The 17,202-nt window shown below is 70.2% G+C and carries 19 protein-coding genes; 12 read left to right on the top strand and 7 right to left on the bottom strand.

What is annotated here, in order from left to right:
* Positions 1–9: 9 nt before the first annotated feature.
* Positions 10–237 carry a hypothetical protein gene (locus D7X96_RS26800; RefSeq protein ID WP_121771053.1) on the bottom strand — a complete coding sequence of 76 codons (228 nt, stop codon included), beginning with the start codon at positions 235–237 and terminating at the stop codon, positions 10–12.
* 143 nt (positions 238–380) lie between these two features.
* On the opposite strand from D7X96_RS26800, the gene D7X96_RS26795 reads away from it, so the two are divergent.
* The gene (locus D7X96_RS26795; RefSeq protein ID WP_120547037.1) at positions 381–872 is read left to right on the top strand and encodes a VOC family protein; all 492 of its coding nucleotides are present in this window, start codon (positions 381–383) and stop codon (positions 870–872) included.
* Here D7X96_RS26795 and D7X96_RS26790 read toward each other — a convergent pair.
* The 5 genes from D7X96_RS26790 to D7X96_RS26775 form a co-directional block, all read right to left on the bottom strand.
* Positions 829–1,956 (bottom strand): heparan-alpha-glucosaminide N-acetyltransferase domain-containing protein, encoded by a 1,128-nt coding sequence (locus tag D7X96_RS26790; protein ID WP_121771052.1) that lies wholly within the window; start codon positions 1,954–1,956, stop codon positions 829–831. The genes D7X96_RS26795 and D7X96_RS26790 overlap by 44 nt on opposite strands.
* 68 nt (positions 1,957–2,024) lie before the next feature.
* Entirely contained in the window at positions 2,025–3,902 is a 1,878-nt protein-coding gene (locus tag D7X96_RS26785) for a hypothetical protein (RefSeq protein WP_121771051.1), read from the bottom strand.
* Between the two features lie 104 nt (positions 3,903–4,006).
* A complete protein-coding gene (locus tag D7X96_RS40070; protein ID WP_158626639.1) occupies positions 4,007–4,171 on the bottom strand; it encodes a hypothetical protein in 165 nt (54 codons plus the stop codon).
* Positions 4,172–4,353: 182 nt separating this feature from the next.
* On the bottom strand, positions 4,354–4,896 hold the full coding sequence (locus D7X96_RS26780) for a thioredoxin-like domain-containing protein (RefSeq protein ID WP_233610140.1): 543 nt from the start codon (positions 4,894–4,896) through the stop codon (positions 4,354–4,356).
* Positions 4,897–4,914: 18 nt separating this feature from the next.
* A complete protein-coding gene (locus tag D7X96_RS26775) occupies positions 4,915–6,015 on the bottom strand; it encodes a DHH family phosphoesterase (RefSeq protein WP_120547033.1) in 1,101 nt (366 codons plus the stop codon).
* 118 nt (positions 6,016–6,133) lie between these two features.
* On the opposite strand from D7X96_RS26775, the gene uvsE reads away from it, so the two are divergent.
* The 6 genes from uvsE to D7X96_RS26745 all read left to right on the top strand — a co-directional run bounded on the left by uvsE (position 6,134) and on the right by D7X96_RS26745 (position 12,393).
* Positions 6,134–7,069 carry a UV DNA damage repair endonuclease UvsE gene (gene uvsE, locus D7X96_RS26770; protein ID WP_244219739.1) on the top strand — a complete coding sequence of 312 codons (936 nt, stop codon included), beginning with the start codon at positions 6,134–6,136 and terminating at the stop codon, positions 7,067–7,069.
* A 45-nt stretch (positions 7,070–7,114) separates the two neighbouring features.
* Positions 7,115–8,974 (top strand): M2 family metallopeptidase, encoded by a 1,860-nt coding sequence (locus D7X96_RS26765; RefSeq protein WP_120547045.1) that lies wholly within the window; start codon positions 7,115–7,117, stop codon positions 8,972–8,974.
* A gap of 120 nt (positions 8,975–9,094) precedes the next feature.
* Complete coding sequence (locus tag D7X96_RS26760) at positions 9,095–9,298, top strand: cold-shock protein (RefSeq protein WP_014397260.1); 204 nt, start codon at positions 9,095–9,097, stop codon at positions 9,296–9,298.
* A gap of 76 nt (positions 9,299–9,374) precedes the next feature.
* On the top strand, positions 9,375–11,465 hold the full coding sequence (locus D7X96_RS26755) for a hypothetical protein (RefSeq protein ID WP_121771049.1): 2,091 nt from the start codon (positions 9,375–9,377) through the stop codon (positions 11,463–11,465).
* A gap of 41 nt (positions 11,466–11,506) precedes the next feature.
* Entirely contained in the window at positions 11,507–12,151 is a 645-nt protein-coding gene (locus D7X96_RS26750) for a hypothetical protein (protein ID WP_120547030.1), read from the top strand.
* Positions 12,148–12,393: a hypothetical protein gene (locus D7X96_RS26745; RefSeq protein ID WP_120547029.1), complete on the top strand. Its 246-nt coding sequence runs from the start codon at positions 12,148–12,150 to the stop codon at positions 12,391–12,393. The genes D7X96_RS26750 and D7X96_RS26745 overlap by 4 nt, the downstream gene beginning before the upstream one ends.
* Positions 12,394–12,439: 46 nt before the next feature.
* On the opposite strand, the gene D7X96_RS26740 is transcribed toward D7X96_RS26745, so the two are convergent.
* Complete coding sequence (locus D7X96_RS26740; RefSeq protein ID WP_120547028.1) at positions 12,440–13,171, bottom strand: FKBP-type peptidyl-prolyl cis-trans isomerase; 732 nt, start codon at positions 13,169–13,171, stop codon at positions 12,440–12,442.
* A gap of 240 nt (positions 13,172–13,411) precedes the next feature.
* Between D7X96_RS26740 and D7X96_RS26735 the strand changes: the two genes are divergently transcribed.
* From D7X96_RS26735 to D7X96_RS26715, 5 genes are all read left to right on the top strand, one after another.
* A complete protein-coding gene (locus tag D7X96_RS26735) occupies positions 13,412–13,744 on the top strand; it encodes a PilZ domain-containing protein (protein WP_120547027.1) in 333 nt (110 codons plus the stop codon).
* A 193-nt stretch (positions 13,745–13,937) separates the two neighbouring features.
* Positions 13,938–14,753, top strand: a complete 816-nt coding sequence (locus tag D7X96_RS26730) for a TP0624 family protein (protein WP_121771048.1) — start codon at positions 13,938–13,940, stop codon at positions 14,751–14,753.
* Positions 14,754–14,758: 5 nt separating this feature from the next.
* Positions 14,759–15,142, top strand: coding sequence for a PEGA domain-containing protein (locus D7X96_RS26725; RefSeq protein WP_120547025.1), 384 nt, complete (start codon positions 14,759–14,761; stop codon positions 15,140–15,142).
* A 122-nt stretch (positions 15,143–15,264) separates the two neighbouring features.
* Complete coding sequence (locus D7X96_RS26720; RefSeq protein WP_121771047.1) at positions 15,265–16,449, top strand: AI-2E family transporter; 1,185 nt, start codon at positions 15,265–15,267, stop codon at positions 16,447–16,449.
* Positions 16,446–17,126: a uracil-DNA glycosylase gene (locus D7X96_RS26715; RefSeq protein WP_120547023.1), complete on the top strand. Its 681-nt coding sequence runs from the start codon at positions 16,446–16,448 to the stop codon at positions 17,124–17,126. The genes D7X96_RS26720 and D7X96_RS26715 overlap by 4 nt, the downstream gene beginning before the upstream one ends.
* Positions 17,127–17,202: the final 76 nt, after the last annotated feature.

The raw sequence follows: 17,202 nt of genomic DNA, 5'->3' as shown, positions 1-17,202 counted from the left end.
ATACGAGTTTCATGAGCGTCTCGTGGGCTCGGAGATGTGTATGAGAGACAGGTCGCGGGGGGCGGAGTCGCTGTCCTTGGAGGGGGCGGACTCGGTGATGGCCACGGCCTGGGGCCGCAGCTCCTCACGGGCCGCGCTCTGCACGGGCTCCCGCATGGAGCAGGCGCTCACGAGGCTGGCGCACAGGAGGGCACCACTGACGAAGGACACGCGGCGCTTCGAGAAGAACGGGGACATGGCGGCTCCGGGACGACGGGAGGAAGTCAGCGTGCCCCTGGAAACGGGTGACCTCCGGAATGGGTTTATCCGGTGAATTTTTCCCGGGTCCGCGCGTGGGCCGCGCTTGCGCGGGGGGACCCCTTTTGCGACGGTCCCCGCCCATGGAGACGACACGACCGTTCCGGATTCTGGGCATCCAGCAGATCGCCATCGGGGGCCTCGACAAGGGCGCCCTGCGCAAGCTGTGGGTGGACACGCTGGGCCTGACGGCCCACGGCACCTACCGCAGCGAAAAAGAGAACGTGGACGAGGACATCGTCGTGGCGGGCGCGGGCCCCTTCAAGGTGGAGGTGGACTTGATGCAGCCCGTCAACCCCGACGGCCGCCCCAAGGTGCACGACCCGGCGCTCAACCACGTGGGGCTGTGGGTGGACGACCTGGCGGTGGCCGTCAAGTGGCTGGAGGGGCAGGGCATGCGCTTCACGCCCGGCGGCATCCGCAAGGGCGCGGCGGGCTTCGACGTGTGCTTCATCCACCCGAAGGCCAGCGATCAGTTCCCGCTGAGCGGCGAGGGCGTCCTCATCGAACTGGTGCAGGCCCCGCCGGAGATCATCCGCGCCTTCGAGCAGGCCGCGGCCAGCGCGCCGCACTGAGCAGCCACTGGCTGGCGCGCGCGAAGCCCTTCTTCACCGCGCGCTCCACCGGATCCCACGCGAGGCACAGCACATACGTGCACGCGATGAGCAGCGCGAGCAGGCCCGTGAACTTCAGCCATCCGCTGGAGTCGCCCCACAGCTTCTGGAACGAGAAGACGCCGAAGACGCGGTAGTACAGCAGCATCTCGTGGAAGAAGTACGCGGACAGCGACGAGGTGCCGAACACCTCCAGGAAGCGCCGCGCGCGGGACGGCTTCGCGTCCGGCGCCATCCGGCCCTCCACCCACAGCATCACCCGCAGCACCGCGCAGACCCACATGAAGCGGGTGGCGGAGTTGGACGGGTTGGTGACGAAGAAGCGGTGCGGCGGGTAGAGGTTGTTGAGCGCGCCCGGCAGCAGCGTGCCCACAAGCCCCAGCGCGATGAGGAAGCCCAGGGCCCGGGCCAAACCCTTGCGGCCCCACGCGCCCGCGATGCAGCCCGCGAAGGCGCCCAGCCACGCGAAGCCCACCCACGGCACCATCGGGAAGGGGGCCCAGTTGGACTTGCGCAGGAAGGACGCCCAGGGCTCGCCCGCGTTGTCGCTGAAGGGGGCCAGGGCGAACGCCACCATCGCCAGGACGAAGGCGGTGCCCGCGAGGACTCGCGGACGTGAGGCCAGCAGCGCGGCGATGGGCAGGGTGATCAGCAGGCACAGCCCCACGCAGTGGAGGATGTCCAGACGCAGGAGCCACACGGGCTGGGTGCGGATGGGGAACCACACGGCGTTGACGAGCGCGGCGACGGCGAACACCTCCGCGATGCGGCGGAGGTTGCGGGGCACGCGCTCGTGCAGCACGCCCGCGGCGGCGCTGCGCACCATGAGCAGCGCCAGCGCGAACCCGGCGGAGAAGATGAACGCGGGGGCCACCAGTCCGTCCACCTTGAGCAGGCGTCCGGTCCACACGCTCTTGCGCAGCTCGGGGGTGAGCAGCACCAGCGCGTGGGTCTGGATCATCACGAGGACGGAGAGGCCGCGCAGCCAGTCGATGGCGCGCACGCGCTCGCGGGAGATGGGGGCGGCGTTGGGCGGGGGACTCACGGGCGCCGCTACCCTACGCCGGTCCCGCGGACGGTTGCACGCGCCCGCGAGACCGGAAACTGCTTGGACTACCAGCTGACTCCGTCGAGGTAGACCGTGCCCTTCCACGTGCCCGTCGTCTGGAACTCCACGCCCAGCTGGTACAGCGGGGAGGTGGAGCCGGAGGGCAGCTTCACGGTGATGGCGTTCCACGCGCCCGCCTTGAGGTTGCCCACCGGGATCCAGCTGCCCGTCCAGCGCCAGTTCGCGGAGGCGCCTTCAATCGTGTAGGGCTGCACGCCGGTGATCTTGCTGCCAGAGGGCAGCCACAGCCGGAACGTCACCGTCCTGGCGGACGGCACGGCCGCGTTGGCCACGGCCACGGTGCCCTTGCCGGACGTGCCGTTGAAGGGCACGGCGAGCGAACGGATGCCCGCGTAGGCCTGCGTCGTGCTGGTGCTCACGGCCGACAGCGCGGCGCCGGCGGCGCTGAAGCCCTGCGTGCCGGACTCGAAGCCGTACTTGGACGGATCCGCAGGGGTGCCCGCGTCGGAGGTGCCGGTGCCGCCGTCGGTGCCGGCGTCCGGACGCGTGCCGCCGTCCACGCCGCCGTCGGTGCCACCATCCGGGCGCGTGCCGCCATCGGTGCCGGTGCCCGCGTCGACCGGAGGGGTGCCCGCGTCCACGGTGCCACCGTCGGTGGATCCGCCGCCGCCCGGGGGCGGGAGGGTGGTGCCGGCCGCGGGCAGGATGAGTCCGCCCGCGTTGAGGAACGTGCTCGCGCGCTGCTTCAGGTACGGCTGGCCGTCGGTGCCCTGGTCGTTCTGGTAGGAGCTCTGGCCGCCCGCGCCCGCGCCGTACAGCAGGGCGATGACGCCCACGTTGGCGAACTTGCGCCGGTGCGCGTCACCGCTCGCGCCGAAGAAGTACTCGGTGCGGTTGTCCTTGTAGCCCTGGCGCGGGCCGCCGCCGTTGTTGATGTTGAGGTGGTTGGAGTTGCCCAGCGGGATCTGCCACAGCATCCAGCGCTTGCCGGTGGTCTGGTTCCACAGGCGCAGCCACTCCGCGTAGCGGTTGTACGAGCGCGACGTGAGGGACGCAGAATCGCTCATGTCCCAGAGGTGGTCCGCGCCCTGCGTGAGCCGGTAGAAGTCCGCGTCGCGGTCCAGCGGGTCGCCCACCAGCACGTCGTAGGTGGCGCCGGTGACGTTGGTGGCCAGGCCCAGCGGCTTGAGGAAGTTGACGACCTTGTCCACCTCCGGCTGCAGCGGATCCGTCAGCGAGTTGAACGCGATGTCCTTGCCGCTGGCCCACGCGGAGATGTGCAGGCCCAGCACGACGTTGTTCGCGCCCACGGATTTGCGCAGCTGGAGGAACGCCAGGCTCCATCCGGCGACGGTGTTGGGCAGGCCCGCCAGCTCCGGCATGCCCGAGGACGCGATGGCCGCGGGGGCGTTGGGGTTGGAGGCCGTCTGGAACTGCATGAAGCCGACCGCGTCCGGCTCCACGTGGAGGATGACCGGGCCGCCGAAGGTCTTCGCGCGCTGGAGGAGCAGCTTCACGTCCTCGAAGTAGCTGCGCATGGTGCTGGCGTTCTTCAGCTTCGCGAGCGTCTCCTGCTCGCCGCCGCCCGGCTCACCGAAGAGCTGGTAGTAGGTGACGACGGGCACGTAGCCCAGCGCCTTCGTCTCCGTGAAGAAGCTGGCTGCCCAGCTGCCGTCGCGGGCGCCATAGCCCCAGTTGTCCGCCCAGCCCTTGGTGAAATAGCGATAGCGCGCGTCCCAGGGGACGTTGCTGTCGCGCATCCAGTTCTGGCCGGCCTCCTCGAAGAGGCCCACCATCAGGCGGTTCTGGAAGGCCGGGGGCACGGGCCCTTGCACACCCGTGGCGGCCGGGGCGGACATCGCCCCGAGACACGTCAGCGTCAGCAGCGCAGCGAAGGCGCGTCGAATGGTGTTGGTCGTCATGGGGGCGCTAGTACGCTCAGGCGCCTCCAGTCCTTCCGGTATTGGCCGCTAAGCCCTCTTGACCGTCCATTACCCGGTCATGCGACCGGTGGCTCCCTGGGCCGCTATGCGACCGAGCTCTCGGGCGCTGCGTCCTCGATGCGCCGCAGGCATGTGGTCAGGTGCCGCGCCAGGGTCTCGACGTGCGGCGGTTCAATCATTGTCTGATGGTTGCCGGGCACGGGCAGCACCTCCAGACGGGACACGGGGGCGTCGACGGTGTGGGGCATGTCGACACGCCACCCCGACGAAAGGGGGCCATGCCGCCGTGCGAGACACGGCAGCAGGATGAAACAAGGGTGGCGCGGATTGAAGGGACGCGACTCCGCGCGCGCAAGGTCGGGCGACGCGTAACACCCTGCCAGGGTGGATGACTCGCGTGCCCGCGTTCTACTCCGCGAACGTCATGGCTTCACGGAGGGCAGACGAGGCCCGGCTCATTCGCGTCCACGTCCTGCAACGCGAGCAGACACGTGAGCGCGTCCGGATCCACGGAATCCATCAGGTACGTGCGGCGCCACAGCAGCGCGGCGAAGCGCTTGGGCAGCTGCGAGTCCGGCGCGACGAGCGCGCGGCGCACGCCGTTGCTGCCCACCGCGGCCGTCGCCATCGCGGCCTCCAGCTTCGCGACGTCGTCGGCGCAGCCCTCCGGGCAGTTGTAGAGGAACACCGCGTGGCCGTGCTCCAGGTTGTGGATCCACGAACAGCGCGGCTGCTCCGTGGGGTAGCTGCGGCACGACAGCCACGTGGGGCAATGCAGGCCGGAGTTGGGCGGGTTCTCTCCATTGCCGCACCCGGTGCTGCTGCACGAACTCACGTGCGCGGCGGACGACGTGTCCGACAGCGGAAAGTCATACCGCTCACAGGCTTCGCCACCGGGGTTGGGCGGATCGTCTTTCGTCGAACCGCAGGCGAGGCACAGCGAGAAGAGGAGGGCGGAGAGGGCGCGAGGCATCCCCTCCGTCATATCGCATCATCCCGGCGCGACGCCGCGCCGCTCCACGTCCCGGCCGCTCAGCCCATGGAAGCCCAGCGCGTCCATCAGCCGCAGGAAGTCCTCGGGAGGCAGGCTGCCGCCCGTGGCGCGCGAGTGGCCGTGCGCGTACGAGCCTCCCATGGGCGGCAAATCCAGCCCCCGCAGCAGCGCGAGCAGGTCCACCGGCGCGCGGCTTCGCAGCACGAAGTTCACGCGGCCGGGCAGGTAGCCCGTGTTGGCGGCGACGACGATGTGGTCCGGCAGCCGCTGCACCCAGCGCATGGCCACCAGCGGGTGCACCTGCGCCTCGGAGCTGAACAGCAGCAGCGCCAGGTTTCCCGCGAAGCGCGGCGGCGTCTTCGCGCACCGCGCCACCTCGCGCTGCACCTCCAGGCGGCAGTCGCGCAGCGCGTCCACGCCGGGCACGCGCCCCTCCGCGATGTCCGTGGCGCTGCCCGCGCGCAGGAGCACCTGCATCGCCAGCGGCGCCGCGAACCGGCTGGAGCGGCGGGCCGCGTTGAGCAGCGCCACGGCCTCCGTGACGGAGGAACGCTTCGCCCGCCGCAGCGCGTCCTTGAGGAACGGCATCGGCGCGTCCGCGCCCAGGTCCGCCACCGTGCCCAGCACCGCCAGCCACTCCAGCGGACCGGGCACGGTGAACGACGACGTCAGCACGTACGTGAGCAGGCTCGTGTTCGCCACGGGCTCATGGCCATACGCCGTGAGCACCTGCGCGCCGGGTGGAAACACGTCCGACGCATGATGGTCCACCACCAGCGTGGGCACCCCGGGCAGCAGCGGCTCCGCGCGGCTGCCCATGTCCAGCACCACCAGCGCCTCCGCGGAGGACGCGCCCAGCCGCTGCAAGAAGCCCGGTTGGTGGACGTCCTCTCCCTTGCCGGGCAGGCGCGCCGTCGGCCGGGCCCCCAGGGACTGGAGCGCCCGGAGCATCAGCACTCCGGAGGTGAGCCCGTCCACGTCCGTGTGCGGTACCACCAGGACGTGCTTGTCCCGGCAGGCCTCCAGGAACTCGCGCGCCTGGTCCATCGCGGCCTCTGGCGCCGGCCAGTGCGCGTCCTTGGTGTGTCCCAGAAGCATGAAGGAAAGCTGTCACTGCCTGTAGCGGCACGGCAGGGCGCGCCCGTCGTGGCTGGTTGCCCTCCGTACGGGCCCACCGTCCGGGTCGTGCGGGCGGAGCGTGGTGACCTTTCCTGGCATGGAAGGCCTTTCAACCTACCGCCTGGGCTACGTGGCCCAATCCCTGACGCTGGGCGTGAGCGCCAGCCACACCTGCCGTCTCGCCACCGCGACGCCGCAGCGACTGGAAGCGCTCGCCGCGCAGAACCTGGAGGAGCTGGAGCAGATCCTGCGCTTCAACGCGGAGCACGCCATCCATGTCTTCCGCATCGGGTCGTCGCTCATCCCGTTCGGCTCACACCCGGTGAACACGCTGCCCTGGTGGAAGACCTTCGCGAGCACCTTCGCCACGCTGGCCCGCATCGCGCGCCAGTCCCAGCAGCGGCTGTCCCTGCATCCCTCTCCGGCTGGCGCGTCGCTGTCCTCGCGACACGAGCGCGTGCGCGACGCCGCCATCGCGGAGCTGCGCTACAGCGCGCGCGTGCTGGACCTCCTGGAGGCCGGCCCCGAATGCCGCGTCGTCATCCACGTGGGCGGCGCCGCCCCCAGCCGCCCGGAGGCGCTGGACGCCGCGCACCGGATGCTGGACACGATGCCGGAGGACCTGCGTCAGCGGCTCACGATTGAGCACGACGACAAGGTCTGGACCGCGCGCGAGGTGCTGCCCCTGGCCCGCGAGCACGGCGTGCCCATGGTGGGGGACAACCTGCACAATGCTGTCTTGCCCTCGGATCCGCCCATGTCCGTGGAGGAGCTGGTGCGCGAGGCCTCCGCCACCTGGCGCGCACTGGACCTTCGTCCCAAATTCCACCTGGCGTCACAGAAGGCGGGCGGGCGGCCCGGCGCGCACTCGGACCTCATCGAACCGGTGGACTTCCGGGCCATGGTGGCCGCGCTGGATGGGCCCGCGGATTTCATGCTGGAGGCGAAGGAGAAGGACCGCGCGGTTTTCGCACTGCGTCGGGACGCGATGTCTCAGCGTCCACACAAAGGGCAGGGCGCGCGGGCGCCGTGACTTCGCGGGTGCGAGGGCAGGGCACTTCCCATAGTGTCCGCGCCCATGACCCGCACTCCTCAGTCCTTGATTCGCGCGGCCCTGGCCGCCCTGTCGCTCGCGGCGCCCGCCGCCAGCGCGCAGACGACGCCCGCCCCGGCCGCGAAGGCCACGCCCGCTCCGGCCGCGAAGGCCACGCCCGCGGAGGCGAAGCAGTTCGCTGAAAAGCTCAACGCGGACCTCAAGCAGCTCTGGACCCGCCAGGCCACCGCCGAGTGGATCAAGAGCACGTACATCACCGACGACACGGAGCGGAACGCCGCCTCCGTCAACGAAGAGGTGATGGCCTACGTCAACAACGCCATCAAGGACTCGCGCCGCTTCGACGGGCTGAAGCTGGACGCGGACACCGCGCGCATGCTGCACCTGTTGCGCGTGTCCCAGACGCTGCCCGCCCCGGCGGACGCCAGGCAGCGCTCGGAGCTGGCCGCCACCGCCGCGAAGCTGGAGGGCCTCTACGGCAAGGGCAAGTACTGCGGCAAGGACGGCAAGGGGAAGTGCCGCGACCTGGAGGAGCTGTCCGACGTCATGGCGGAGAGCCGTGACGCGAACGCGCTGCTCGACGCGTGGACGGGCTGGCACGCCATCAGCCGCCCCATGCGCCCGCTCTACACGCAGCTGGTGAACCTCTCCAACGCGGGCGCGCAGGACATCGGCTTCAACGACCTGGGCACGCTGTGGCGGTCGTCCTACGACATGACCCCGGCCGAGTTCGAGAAGGAGGCGCAGCGCCTCTGGGGCCAGGTCAAGCCGATGTATGACGAGCTGCACTGCTACGTGCGCGGCCGGCTCGCGAAGCAGTACGGCGAGGCCGCGGTGCCCGCCGGCAAGCCCATCCCCGCGCACCTGCTGGGCAACATGTGGGCGCAGGAGTGGAACAACATCTACCCGCTGGTGGAGCCGTTCCCCGGCCAGGCCAGCCTGGACGTGGACAGCGCCCTGGTGAAGCAGGGCTACGACGCGCAGAAGATGGTGAAGCTGGGTGAGAAGTTCTTCACCTCGCTGGGCCTCAAGCCGCTGCCGCAGACCTTCTGGGAGCGCTCGCAGTTCACCAAGCCGCGCGACCGCGACGTCGTCTGCCACGCGTCCGCGTGGGACGTGACGTACGACAACGACCTGCGCATCAAGATGTGCATCAAGCCCACCGAGGAGGACCTGGTCACCATCCACCACGAGCTGGGCCACGACTACTACTACACGTACTACTACAAGCTCCCGGTCCTCTATCAGGCCGGCGCCAACGACGGCTTCCACGAGGCCATCGGTGACGCGCTCACGCTCTCCATCACCCCGGCCTACCTCCAGCAGGCGGGCCTCCTGGGCGCGGTGGAGAAGAACGAGAAGAACGTCATCAACCTGCAGCTGAAGGACGCGCTGGAGAAGGTGGCCTTCCTGCCCTTCGGCCTGCTGGTGGACCAGTGGCGCTGGGACGTGTTCAGCGGGAAGGTGAAGCCGGCGGACTACAACAAGAGCTGGTGGGCGATGCGCACGAAGTACCAGGGCATCGCGGCGCCGGTGGCGCGCACGGAGCAGGACTTCGACGCGGGCGCCAAGTACCACGTGCCCGCCAACGTGCCGTACACGCGCTACTTCCTCGCGCGGATCCTCCAGTTCCAGTTCCACAAGGCGCTGTGCGAGGCCGCTGGCATCAAGGGCCCCCTCAACGAGTGCTCCATCTACGGCAACAAGGCCGCCGGTCAGCGCCTGCAGGCCATGCTGGAGCTGGGCGCGAGCAAGCCGTGGCCGGACGCGCTGTCCGCCATGACGGGCACCCGCCAGATGGATGCCACGCCCATGCTGGAGTACTTCGCGCCGCTGCGCCGCTGGCTGCAGGAGCAGAACAAGGGCCAGAAGTGCGGCTGGTGAGGTGACCAGGGAGTGGACTTCGCCCGGGGCGGGCGCTTAGGCTATCGCCCGTCTTGTAGGGTTGAACTCTGTAGGACCGGACGGCGACTCTTCCTGTCCGCGATGAAAGAAGAACAGCAAATGGCGACTGGTACCGTGAAGTGGTTCAACGACGCGAAGGGCTTCGGCTTCATCACGCAGGATGGCGGCGGCGAGGACGTGTTCTGCCACCACACCGCCATCAACATGGACGGCTTCCGCACCCTGGCCGAGGGCCAGAAGGTGGAGTTCGAAGTCACCAAGGGCCCCAAGGGCCTGCAGGCGCAGAACGTTCGCGCCGCCTGAGCCTGACCGTTTCCTGATTCACCCAAGAAGGTCCGACTCTCTCCGGGTCGGGCCTTCTGTATTTTCCGGAGCCTGCATGTCCGCCTTGCGCCTGCGCATCCTCCCCCTGGTGGCCGCCCTCGGGTGCGCCAGCACGTCCTCCTCCACGGCCCCCGCCCCCCAGGCCTCCACCACCGCGCCCGCGCCGTCCGCGCCCGTGACGAAAGCGTCACTTGCCGCGCTCAAGCAGGAGCTGGTGGAGCAGCACGGCGAGGCGCAGCGCGCCCGCATCGAGCGCGGCGTGGAGCAGGTGGCCGCGCTGTGGCGCCCGGAGGACGGGGACCTGGCGGCCTTCGCGCGCGAGCAGTTCCTTCCCACGGGCCCGCGGCTGGACGCGACGTTCACGCGCTTCGAAGGGCTGTTCGAACAGTTCGACGGCCACATGAACGAGCTGGGCCGCGAGCTCCAGTGGTTCACGGACCTGGACCTGGGGCCGCTCTTGCCGGTGGAGCCGCTGCTCGCGGCGTATGACCCTTCCGCCAACGTCACCTCGGACCTGTTCAACGCGAAGCCGGGCTTCGTCGTGCTGCTCAACTTCCCGCTCACCACCCTGGCCGAGCGCGTGAAGGAGGGCCCGAACTGGACGCGGCGCCAGTGGGCGGAGGCGAAGCTCGCGTCGCGCTTCAACCGGCGCGTGCCCGCGGCGGTGGAGCAGAAGGTGTCGCAGGCCATCGCGGACGCGAACCTCTACATCGCCGAGTACAACGTCTGGATGCACCACCTGGTGGACGCGAAGGGCCAGCGGCTCTTCCCCCAGGGCCTGCGCCTCATCAGCCACTGGAACCTGCGCGACGAACTCAAGGCGGACTACACGGATCCGCGGGGGCTGGCGAAGCAGCGCGCCATCGTCCAGGTGATGGAGCGCATCGTCACGCAGACCATTCCCGCCGCCGTCATCGACAACCCGCGCGTGGACTGGGACCCCTTCACCAACAAGGTCACCGTGGCGCCGCCGGAGACGGTGGAGGCGAACGCGCCCCAGCGGCCTGCCAAGGCGGACGCCGCGCCGGAGCCGGACACGCGCTACGCGAGGCTGCTCGCCACGTTCAATGCGTCGCGCAAGGTGGACCCGTATTCGCCGGTGGCGCCCACGCGCATCGCCCGCGCCTTCGAGCTGGACCGCGGCCTGCCGGAGGAGCGCGTGCGCGCGCTGCTCACGCAGCTGCTGGAGTCCCCGCTGGTGCCGCGCGTGGCGAAGCTGATTGAGACGCGCCTGGGCCGCCCGCTGGAGCCTCAGGACCTGTGGTACCCGGGCTTCCGTCCGGGCGCGAAGGTGCCGGAGGCTCAGCTGGACGCGCTGACGCGCAAGCGCTACCCCACGGCGGACGCCTTCGCGCGCGACATCCCGCGCATCCTCCAGAGCCTGGGCTTCACGCGGGAGAAGGCGGACGTGCTCGCCTCGTACATCCGCGTGGACGCGTCCCGGGGCGCCGGCCATGCCCAGCAGGCGCTGCGCCGGGGCGACTTCCCCCGCCTGCGCACGCGCGTGGAGAAGGGGGGCATGGACTACAAGGGCTACAACATCGCGGTGCACGAGCTGGGGCACAACGTGGAGCAGGTCTTCAGCCTGTACCAGGTGGACCACACGCTGTTGTCCGGCGTCCCCAACAACGCCTTCACGGAGGCGCTGGCCTTCGTCTTCCAGGCACGCGACCTGGAGCTGCTGGGCCTGGGCCAGCCGGACGCGACCAGCGAGCGCGAGCGCGTGCTCAACGACTTCTGGCAGTCCTGGGAGATCGCCGGCGTGGCGCTGGTGGACATGGCCACGTGGCACTGGATGTACGAACACCCGGACGCCACGCCCGCCCAGCTGCGCGACGCGGTGGCGGACCTGTCGCGCGACGTGTGGAACCGCTACTACGCGCCCGTGCTGGGGAAGAAGGACAGCGCCGTGCTGGGCATCTACAGCCACATGATCAGCTACCCGCTGTACCTGCCGGACTACCCGCTCGGGCACCTCATCGCCTTCCAGATTGAAGAGCACCTGAAGCAGCACGGCCCGCTGGGCGCGGAGTTCGAGCGCATGGCCACCTTCGGCTCCGTCACCCCGGACGAATGGATGCGCCACGCCACCGGCGCCCCCGTCAGCGCGGATGCTTTGTTGCGCGCCACCGAAGCCGCACTGTGATAGTCGGGCATTCCCCATTTAACTCATCTGGAGGATTTGCCTTGAATTTCATCTCTCGTGCGCTGGTGCTGGGCTCCCTGTCGACCCTCGTGGGCTGTGCGACGACGAAGGGCGGCACGAAGACCCCGGACACGACGGAGCCGACGCCGGCGTCGCTGGTGGAGCACTGCGACGACACGCAGAAGGCCATCTCCAAGGAGGCGGACGCGATGGCCAGCCCCTACGGGATTGATCAGCACATCGCGAAGAACTTCCCGGACCGCAGGGTGTCCTGGCTGATGACGGACAGCGCGTACCAGAAGTTCGTGGTGCAGACGGGCGCGAAGAACTTCGGCCGCTGCAACGACACGGCCTGCTACCTGTTCGCGGCGCCGTCGGCGGCCATCCACGGCGCGGTGGAGAAGTCGAAGACGGCGGACGGCAAGCACGACCCGGCGGTGCTGGGCCAGGCGCTGGGCCTGCCGGCGAAGAACTTCGAGGGCCCGCTGCGGATGATGACGCTGGACCTGGGCGCGCAGAAGATCTGCACGCGCCTGCCGGTGGACGCGGACCCCGGCGTGTGGAAGTGCCAGACGCCGGAGGACACGGACTGCTTCAAGTTCGGCGGCTACACGTCCGGCGGCGCGCCGGAGGTGATGGTCATCAACGCCCCGGTGGCGGACACGCAGGTGGCGGAGATCCCGTGAGCGACGAGGAGGTGCTCCTCCTGAGCCCGCTCCTGTACCGCGTGCTGCGCGAGCAGGACGGGGCGCTGTCCATCGAGGTCGTGGTGGGCGGCATCATGCAGTTCGAGGTGCGCGTGCGCCTGAACGCGGAGGAGACCGAGTCCTTCCAGCGGGAGGGACGCGCGTTCTCGGACCGCCTGGCCCAGGCCATCACGGCCGACCCGCCCTTTGGCGGCCGGTCCGTGAAGGTGTCCCAGGGGTAGAACCTTCGCGGGGACCCGCCACGCGCGGGTCCCCGTCGTGGGGGGACTACGGCGTGGCGGCGGTGTTGCCGGGGATCTCCACCAGCTCCACGTCGAAGGTGAGCACGGCGTTGGGCGGGATGCGCGAGCCCGAGGGCGGGCGCTCACCGTACGCGGTGTTCCCGGGGCAGGTGAGCTTCGCCTTGCCGCCGACCTTCATCTTCTGCACGCCCTGGGTCCAGCAGGGGATGACGCCGTTGAGCGGGAACTCCACCGCCATGCCGCGCTTGTAGGAGCTGTCGAACTCCGTGCCGTCCACCAGGACGCCCTGGTAGTGCACCTTCACGGTGTCGATGGCGCGGGGCGACTTGCCGGTGCCGGCCTTGAGCTCGCGGTAGATGACGCCGGAGGGCAGCTTCGTGGCCCCGGGCTCCTTGGCCGCGCGCTCCAGCGTGGCGGCGTTGACCTGGGCCAGTCGCGCCTTCGCGAGCGCCTGGATCTTCGGGCCGTACTCCTTCGGATCCACGGCGGGCGCGGTGCCATGGACCGCGTCCTGGAGGCCGCGCTGGAGCAGCTGCAGCTCCTCGGGGCTGAGGGCGAGCGCCGTCACGCTCTGGCCCAGCGAGACGCCCAGCGCGTAGACGGTCTTCTGATCATCCGTCTGGAGCTCCAGCGGCGCCGCCTTCGCGGCGGCCTCGGGCGCGGCGGCCGGCTTGGAGGTCTTCGTCGGGGCCTGGGCCAGGGCAAGGCCCGGAGCACCGAGCATCAGGACCAGGGCCGCCTTCCACTGCATACGCATGCTTCCGCCTTTCACGAGAACGGAGGGGACTATAGGGCCGCTCATGCGCCGCCGGTCGGTCATCCGCGCGCACAGGCCAACGCGAAGAATCCAGCGAGCGGAAAACCACGGCGCACGCAGGCTCGCCTGGCGCGCTGGAGGGCCGCCGTTTTCTTGCGCGCATGACGTCTGAACGTACTGTGCCTTCAGGTCGCTGCACCCCCGCAGCAGCCTGTTGCACCTGCTGGAGGTCATGAGCCAATGAGCGAGAAGCGGAAGGCCAATCGGGCGCCCCTGGACATCTACCTCAACAAGTACATGGGCGGCGTGCCGTACATGACCCGGGCCGCGGACATCAGCCAGGAGGGCGTCAGCCTCTCGCGCCTCATCGAGCCCCAGCACGACGCGCGCCGCGTGGGCCTCCAGTTCCAGCTCCCCGGCTCCGAGGAGATCATCTACGCCGAGGGTGAAGTCGTACGCGAGTGGAAGGAACTGGGCCGCAAGGAGCAGTCCGGCGTGCGCTTCACGCTGCTCACCGAGCGGCACCGCAAGATGATCGACGCCTACGTCGACCGTCACAGCAACGGCAACTGACGCAAGGCATTACCCTCCGCGTGCGCCACCGCGATTGCGCGGTGCCACCGGCGGTTCGCGGTACACGAAGCTGGCGGATCCGCCTGTGCCCGGGTCGCCTTGACTTCGCGCGAAGTGACCCCCTTGAATGACCGGAGAGGTTCCCTGTGCGCTCGCCGACTTTTCGCGGCGGCGACAACGGGAGGAGTGCTCCGTGAGGCGTTCGCTGTGGGGATTGTTGCTGGTCGTGCCGCTGACGGCGCTGGGCCAGGGCAAGGAAGCGAAGGTCGCCGCACCCGCGACCCCCGCCGCTGAACCCGTGCGCGGCTCGGGGGCCCCGGGCATCAACTGGGAGGGCCAGATCCTGCGCGCCACGGGCGCCGGGGCTCCGGACCTCAAGGCCGCCAACCCCGGTCAGGCCCGCCTGGGCGCCGAGCGCGCCGCGAAGCAGGACGCCTTCCGCAACCTGATGGATCAGGCCAAGGGCATCCAGGTGAGCGCCGGCCGCACCGTGGGCGACGAGCTCGCGCGCGACGAGGTGAAGGCCCGCATCGAGACGGCCATGCGCGCCTACAAGGTCGTGGCCACGCGCTACTTCTCCGACAGCGGCGTGGAGATGGACGTGGAGGTGCCGCTCGCGGCGCTCACCGCGGCGCTGACGTCCGCGCAGGAGCCGGTCATCGTGCTCAATGCGGAAGGCGCGGCGAAGTACACGGGCCTCGTGGTGGATGCGCGCGGGCTGGGCGCGAAGCCGGTGCTCGCACCCCGGCTGGTGGACACGACGGGCAAGCCGCTCTACGGCGCGACGGTGCTGACGCAGGAGGCGCGCGGCACGGCGGGCGTCGCCGCGTGGTTCAACAGCCTGGAAGCCGCCCGCAAGGCCTCGCGCGTGGGCGACAAGCCCCTGGTGGTGAAGGCCGCGCAGCTCCAGGGCTCCGACCTGGTCCTGAGCGCCGAGGGCATCCGCGCGCTCACCGAAGCGAACACGCGCTTCCTGGCCGAGGGCCGGGTCGCCATCGTCACCCAGTAGCGCCCATGGCTCGCGTCCGGACGACAGCGCTGTTCGCGGGAGTGGTGCTGCTGACAGGCGGCTGCGCGGCGAAGCAGGAGCAGCCCGCGACGGTGGCCCGCGCGGAGCAGTTGATGGCGGCCAACGCCGCCAAGCGCGGCGACCTGGTGCTCCGGTGCGAGCCGGCGGACGCGCAGGTCCTGCTGGACGGCGTGGAGCAGGGGACGTGCAGCGACTACGCCGGGGTGTCGCGGAGCCTGCGGCTGATGGACGCGGGCTTCCACCAGGTCGAAGTGAAGAAGCGCGGCTTCTATCCCTACACGACCTACTACCAACCCAGCGGAGCCCGCGTGTCGCTGAACGTGAAGCTCCGGCCCCTGGGACCCGAAAGCGGCTCCATTCCTCCCTGAGCGAGGGGCCGGGCGAGGCCTCCCGCGCGTTCATGGACCGCAATCAAGGGTCGAAGACGCCGTAGGATGGGCGGGGACAGGAGGCAGCCATCGGACGTCGCAAGAGAGGCAGTGAGCGCGCGGTGAGGGTTCCCCAGCCTGGCGCGCCCCCGGAGGTGTCCCCGGTGCTGCACGTCGTGCAACCGGAGCCCGTCCCCCCGGCCGGCGACCCTTCGGCCCTGGATGAGGCGGATGCCCGCCGGGTCGACTTCGTCTGGTCCGCGGTGATGGTGGGCTCGCTGGCGCTGGTGTTCGCGCTGCTGTCCGTGTTCGGCGGGGTGGCGGTGCCGGTGCTGCTGGCGCTGACGGGCGCGTACGCGTTCAACCCGCTCGTCACGCTGCTGGAGAAGCGCGGCGTGGACCGCACCTGGGGCACGTCCATCCTCTTCTTCGCGGGCACGCTCCTGATGGTGGGCGCGGGCCTGTACCTGGTGCCGGTGTTCCGCGACGAGGCCGCGAAGCTGCCCGGCTTCTTCCAGCGCGCCAGCACGCAGGTGGTGCCGCAGGTGGAGTCGCTTTTGGGCGTGTCGCTGCCGGACCTGGTGAGCCAGCGCACCGCGGAGCTGGGAGAGAAGGCCTCCGAGCTGCTCCAGAGCGCGGGCCCCACGGCCGCGCGGCTGGTGGCGAGCTTCGCCGGCAACACCGCGCGCTTCGCGGCCACGCTCCTGGGCCTGTCCGTGGTGCCGGTGCTGGCGTTCTTCTTCCTCCAGGACTACCCGCGCCTCATGGGGCGCATCCAGGACCTGCTGCCGCGCCGCTCGGTGGCGCTGGTGAGTCAGCGCTTCCGTGAGGTGGACGAGGTGCTGTCCGCCTTCGTCCAGGGCCAGCTCACCGTGGGCGCCATCCTGTCGGTGCTCTACGCGGTGGGCCTGTCCGTGGCGCGCATCGACCTGGCCATCGCCATTGGCCTCATCGCCGGCTTCGGCAACATGGTGCCCTACCTGGGCACGGGCATCGGCGTGGTGCTGGCCCTCCTGGGCGTCCTGCTGTCCTGGCAGGGGCCGTGGCAGCTGGCGGTGGTGGCGGCCACCTTCATCATCGGGCAGCTGGCCGAGGGCTTCGTCATCACCCCGCGCGTCGTGGGGGAGAAAGTGGGCCTGGCCCCCGTGGCGGTCATCATCGCGGTGCTGGCCTTCGGCGAGCTGTTCGGGTTCGTGGGCATCCTCCTCGCGGTCCCGGCCAGCGCCATCCTCAAGGTCGTCCTGAGCGTCGTCCTCCAGCGCTACCGCCGCACGGAGCTCTACAAGGGGAGCGCACGCGCGCCGTGACGAAGCTGGAGAAGCTGCATCAGGAGATCATCGCCTGCCGGGCCTGTCCCCGGCTGGTGGCCTGGCGTGAAGAGGTGGCCCGCGTGAAGCGGCGCGCCTACCGCGACTGGGACTACTGGGGCAAACCCGTCCCCGGGTTCGGCGACCCCAGGGCCCGGTTGATCATCGTGGGGCTGGCGCCCGCCGCGCACGGGGCCAACCGGACGGGGCGGATGTTCACCGGGGACCGCTCCGGGGACTTCCTCTACGCGGGCCTCCAGAGGGCGGGCTTCGCGAACCAGGCCCACAGCGAGCGCCGGGACGACGGGCTGAAGCTGACGGACGCCTTCATCGTCGCCGCTGGCCGGTGCGCCCCGCCGGACAACAAGCCGCTGCCGGAGGAGCTGGCCCGCTGCGCGCCCTTCCTGGACCGGGAGATGGCGCTGCTGCCCGGACGGGTGCTGCTCGCCCTGGGGGCTATCGGGTGGAACGCCGCGCTGGCGTCCGCCGCCCGCACGGGCAACCGGATTCCCACGCCCCGGCCCGCCTTCGGCCATGGGGCCGAGTACCGGCTGCCGGACGGCCGGTGGCTCGTGGGCAGCTACCACGTCAGCCAGCAGAACACCCAGACGGGGAGGCTCACCCCCGCCATGTTCGACGCGGTGATGAAACGCGTCCGCGCGTTGTTGGAGACGTGAACGCGGGAAGATCAGCACCCCGTGCTCATGTTCCTTGACAGGTGCGGGAGCCCGCTGTTATTCCCCGCGCCCATCC

The organism is Corallococcus interemptor, from assembly GCF_003668875.1.
Lineage (GTDB): Bacteria > Myxococcota > Myxococcia > Myxococcales > Myxococcaceae > Corallococcus > Corallococcus interemptor.
Note: the sequence above shows the minus strand (reverse complement) of the source record. Positions and strands in the feature narration are given on the sequence as shown.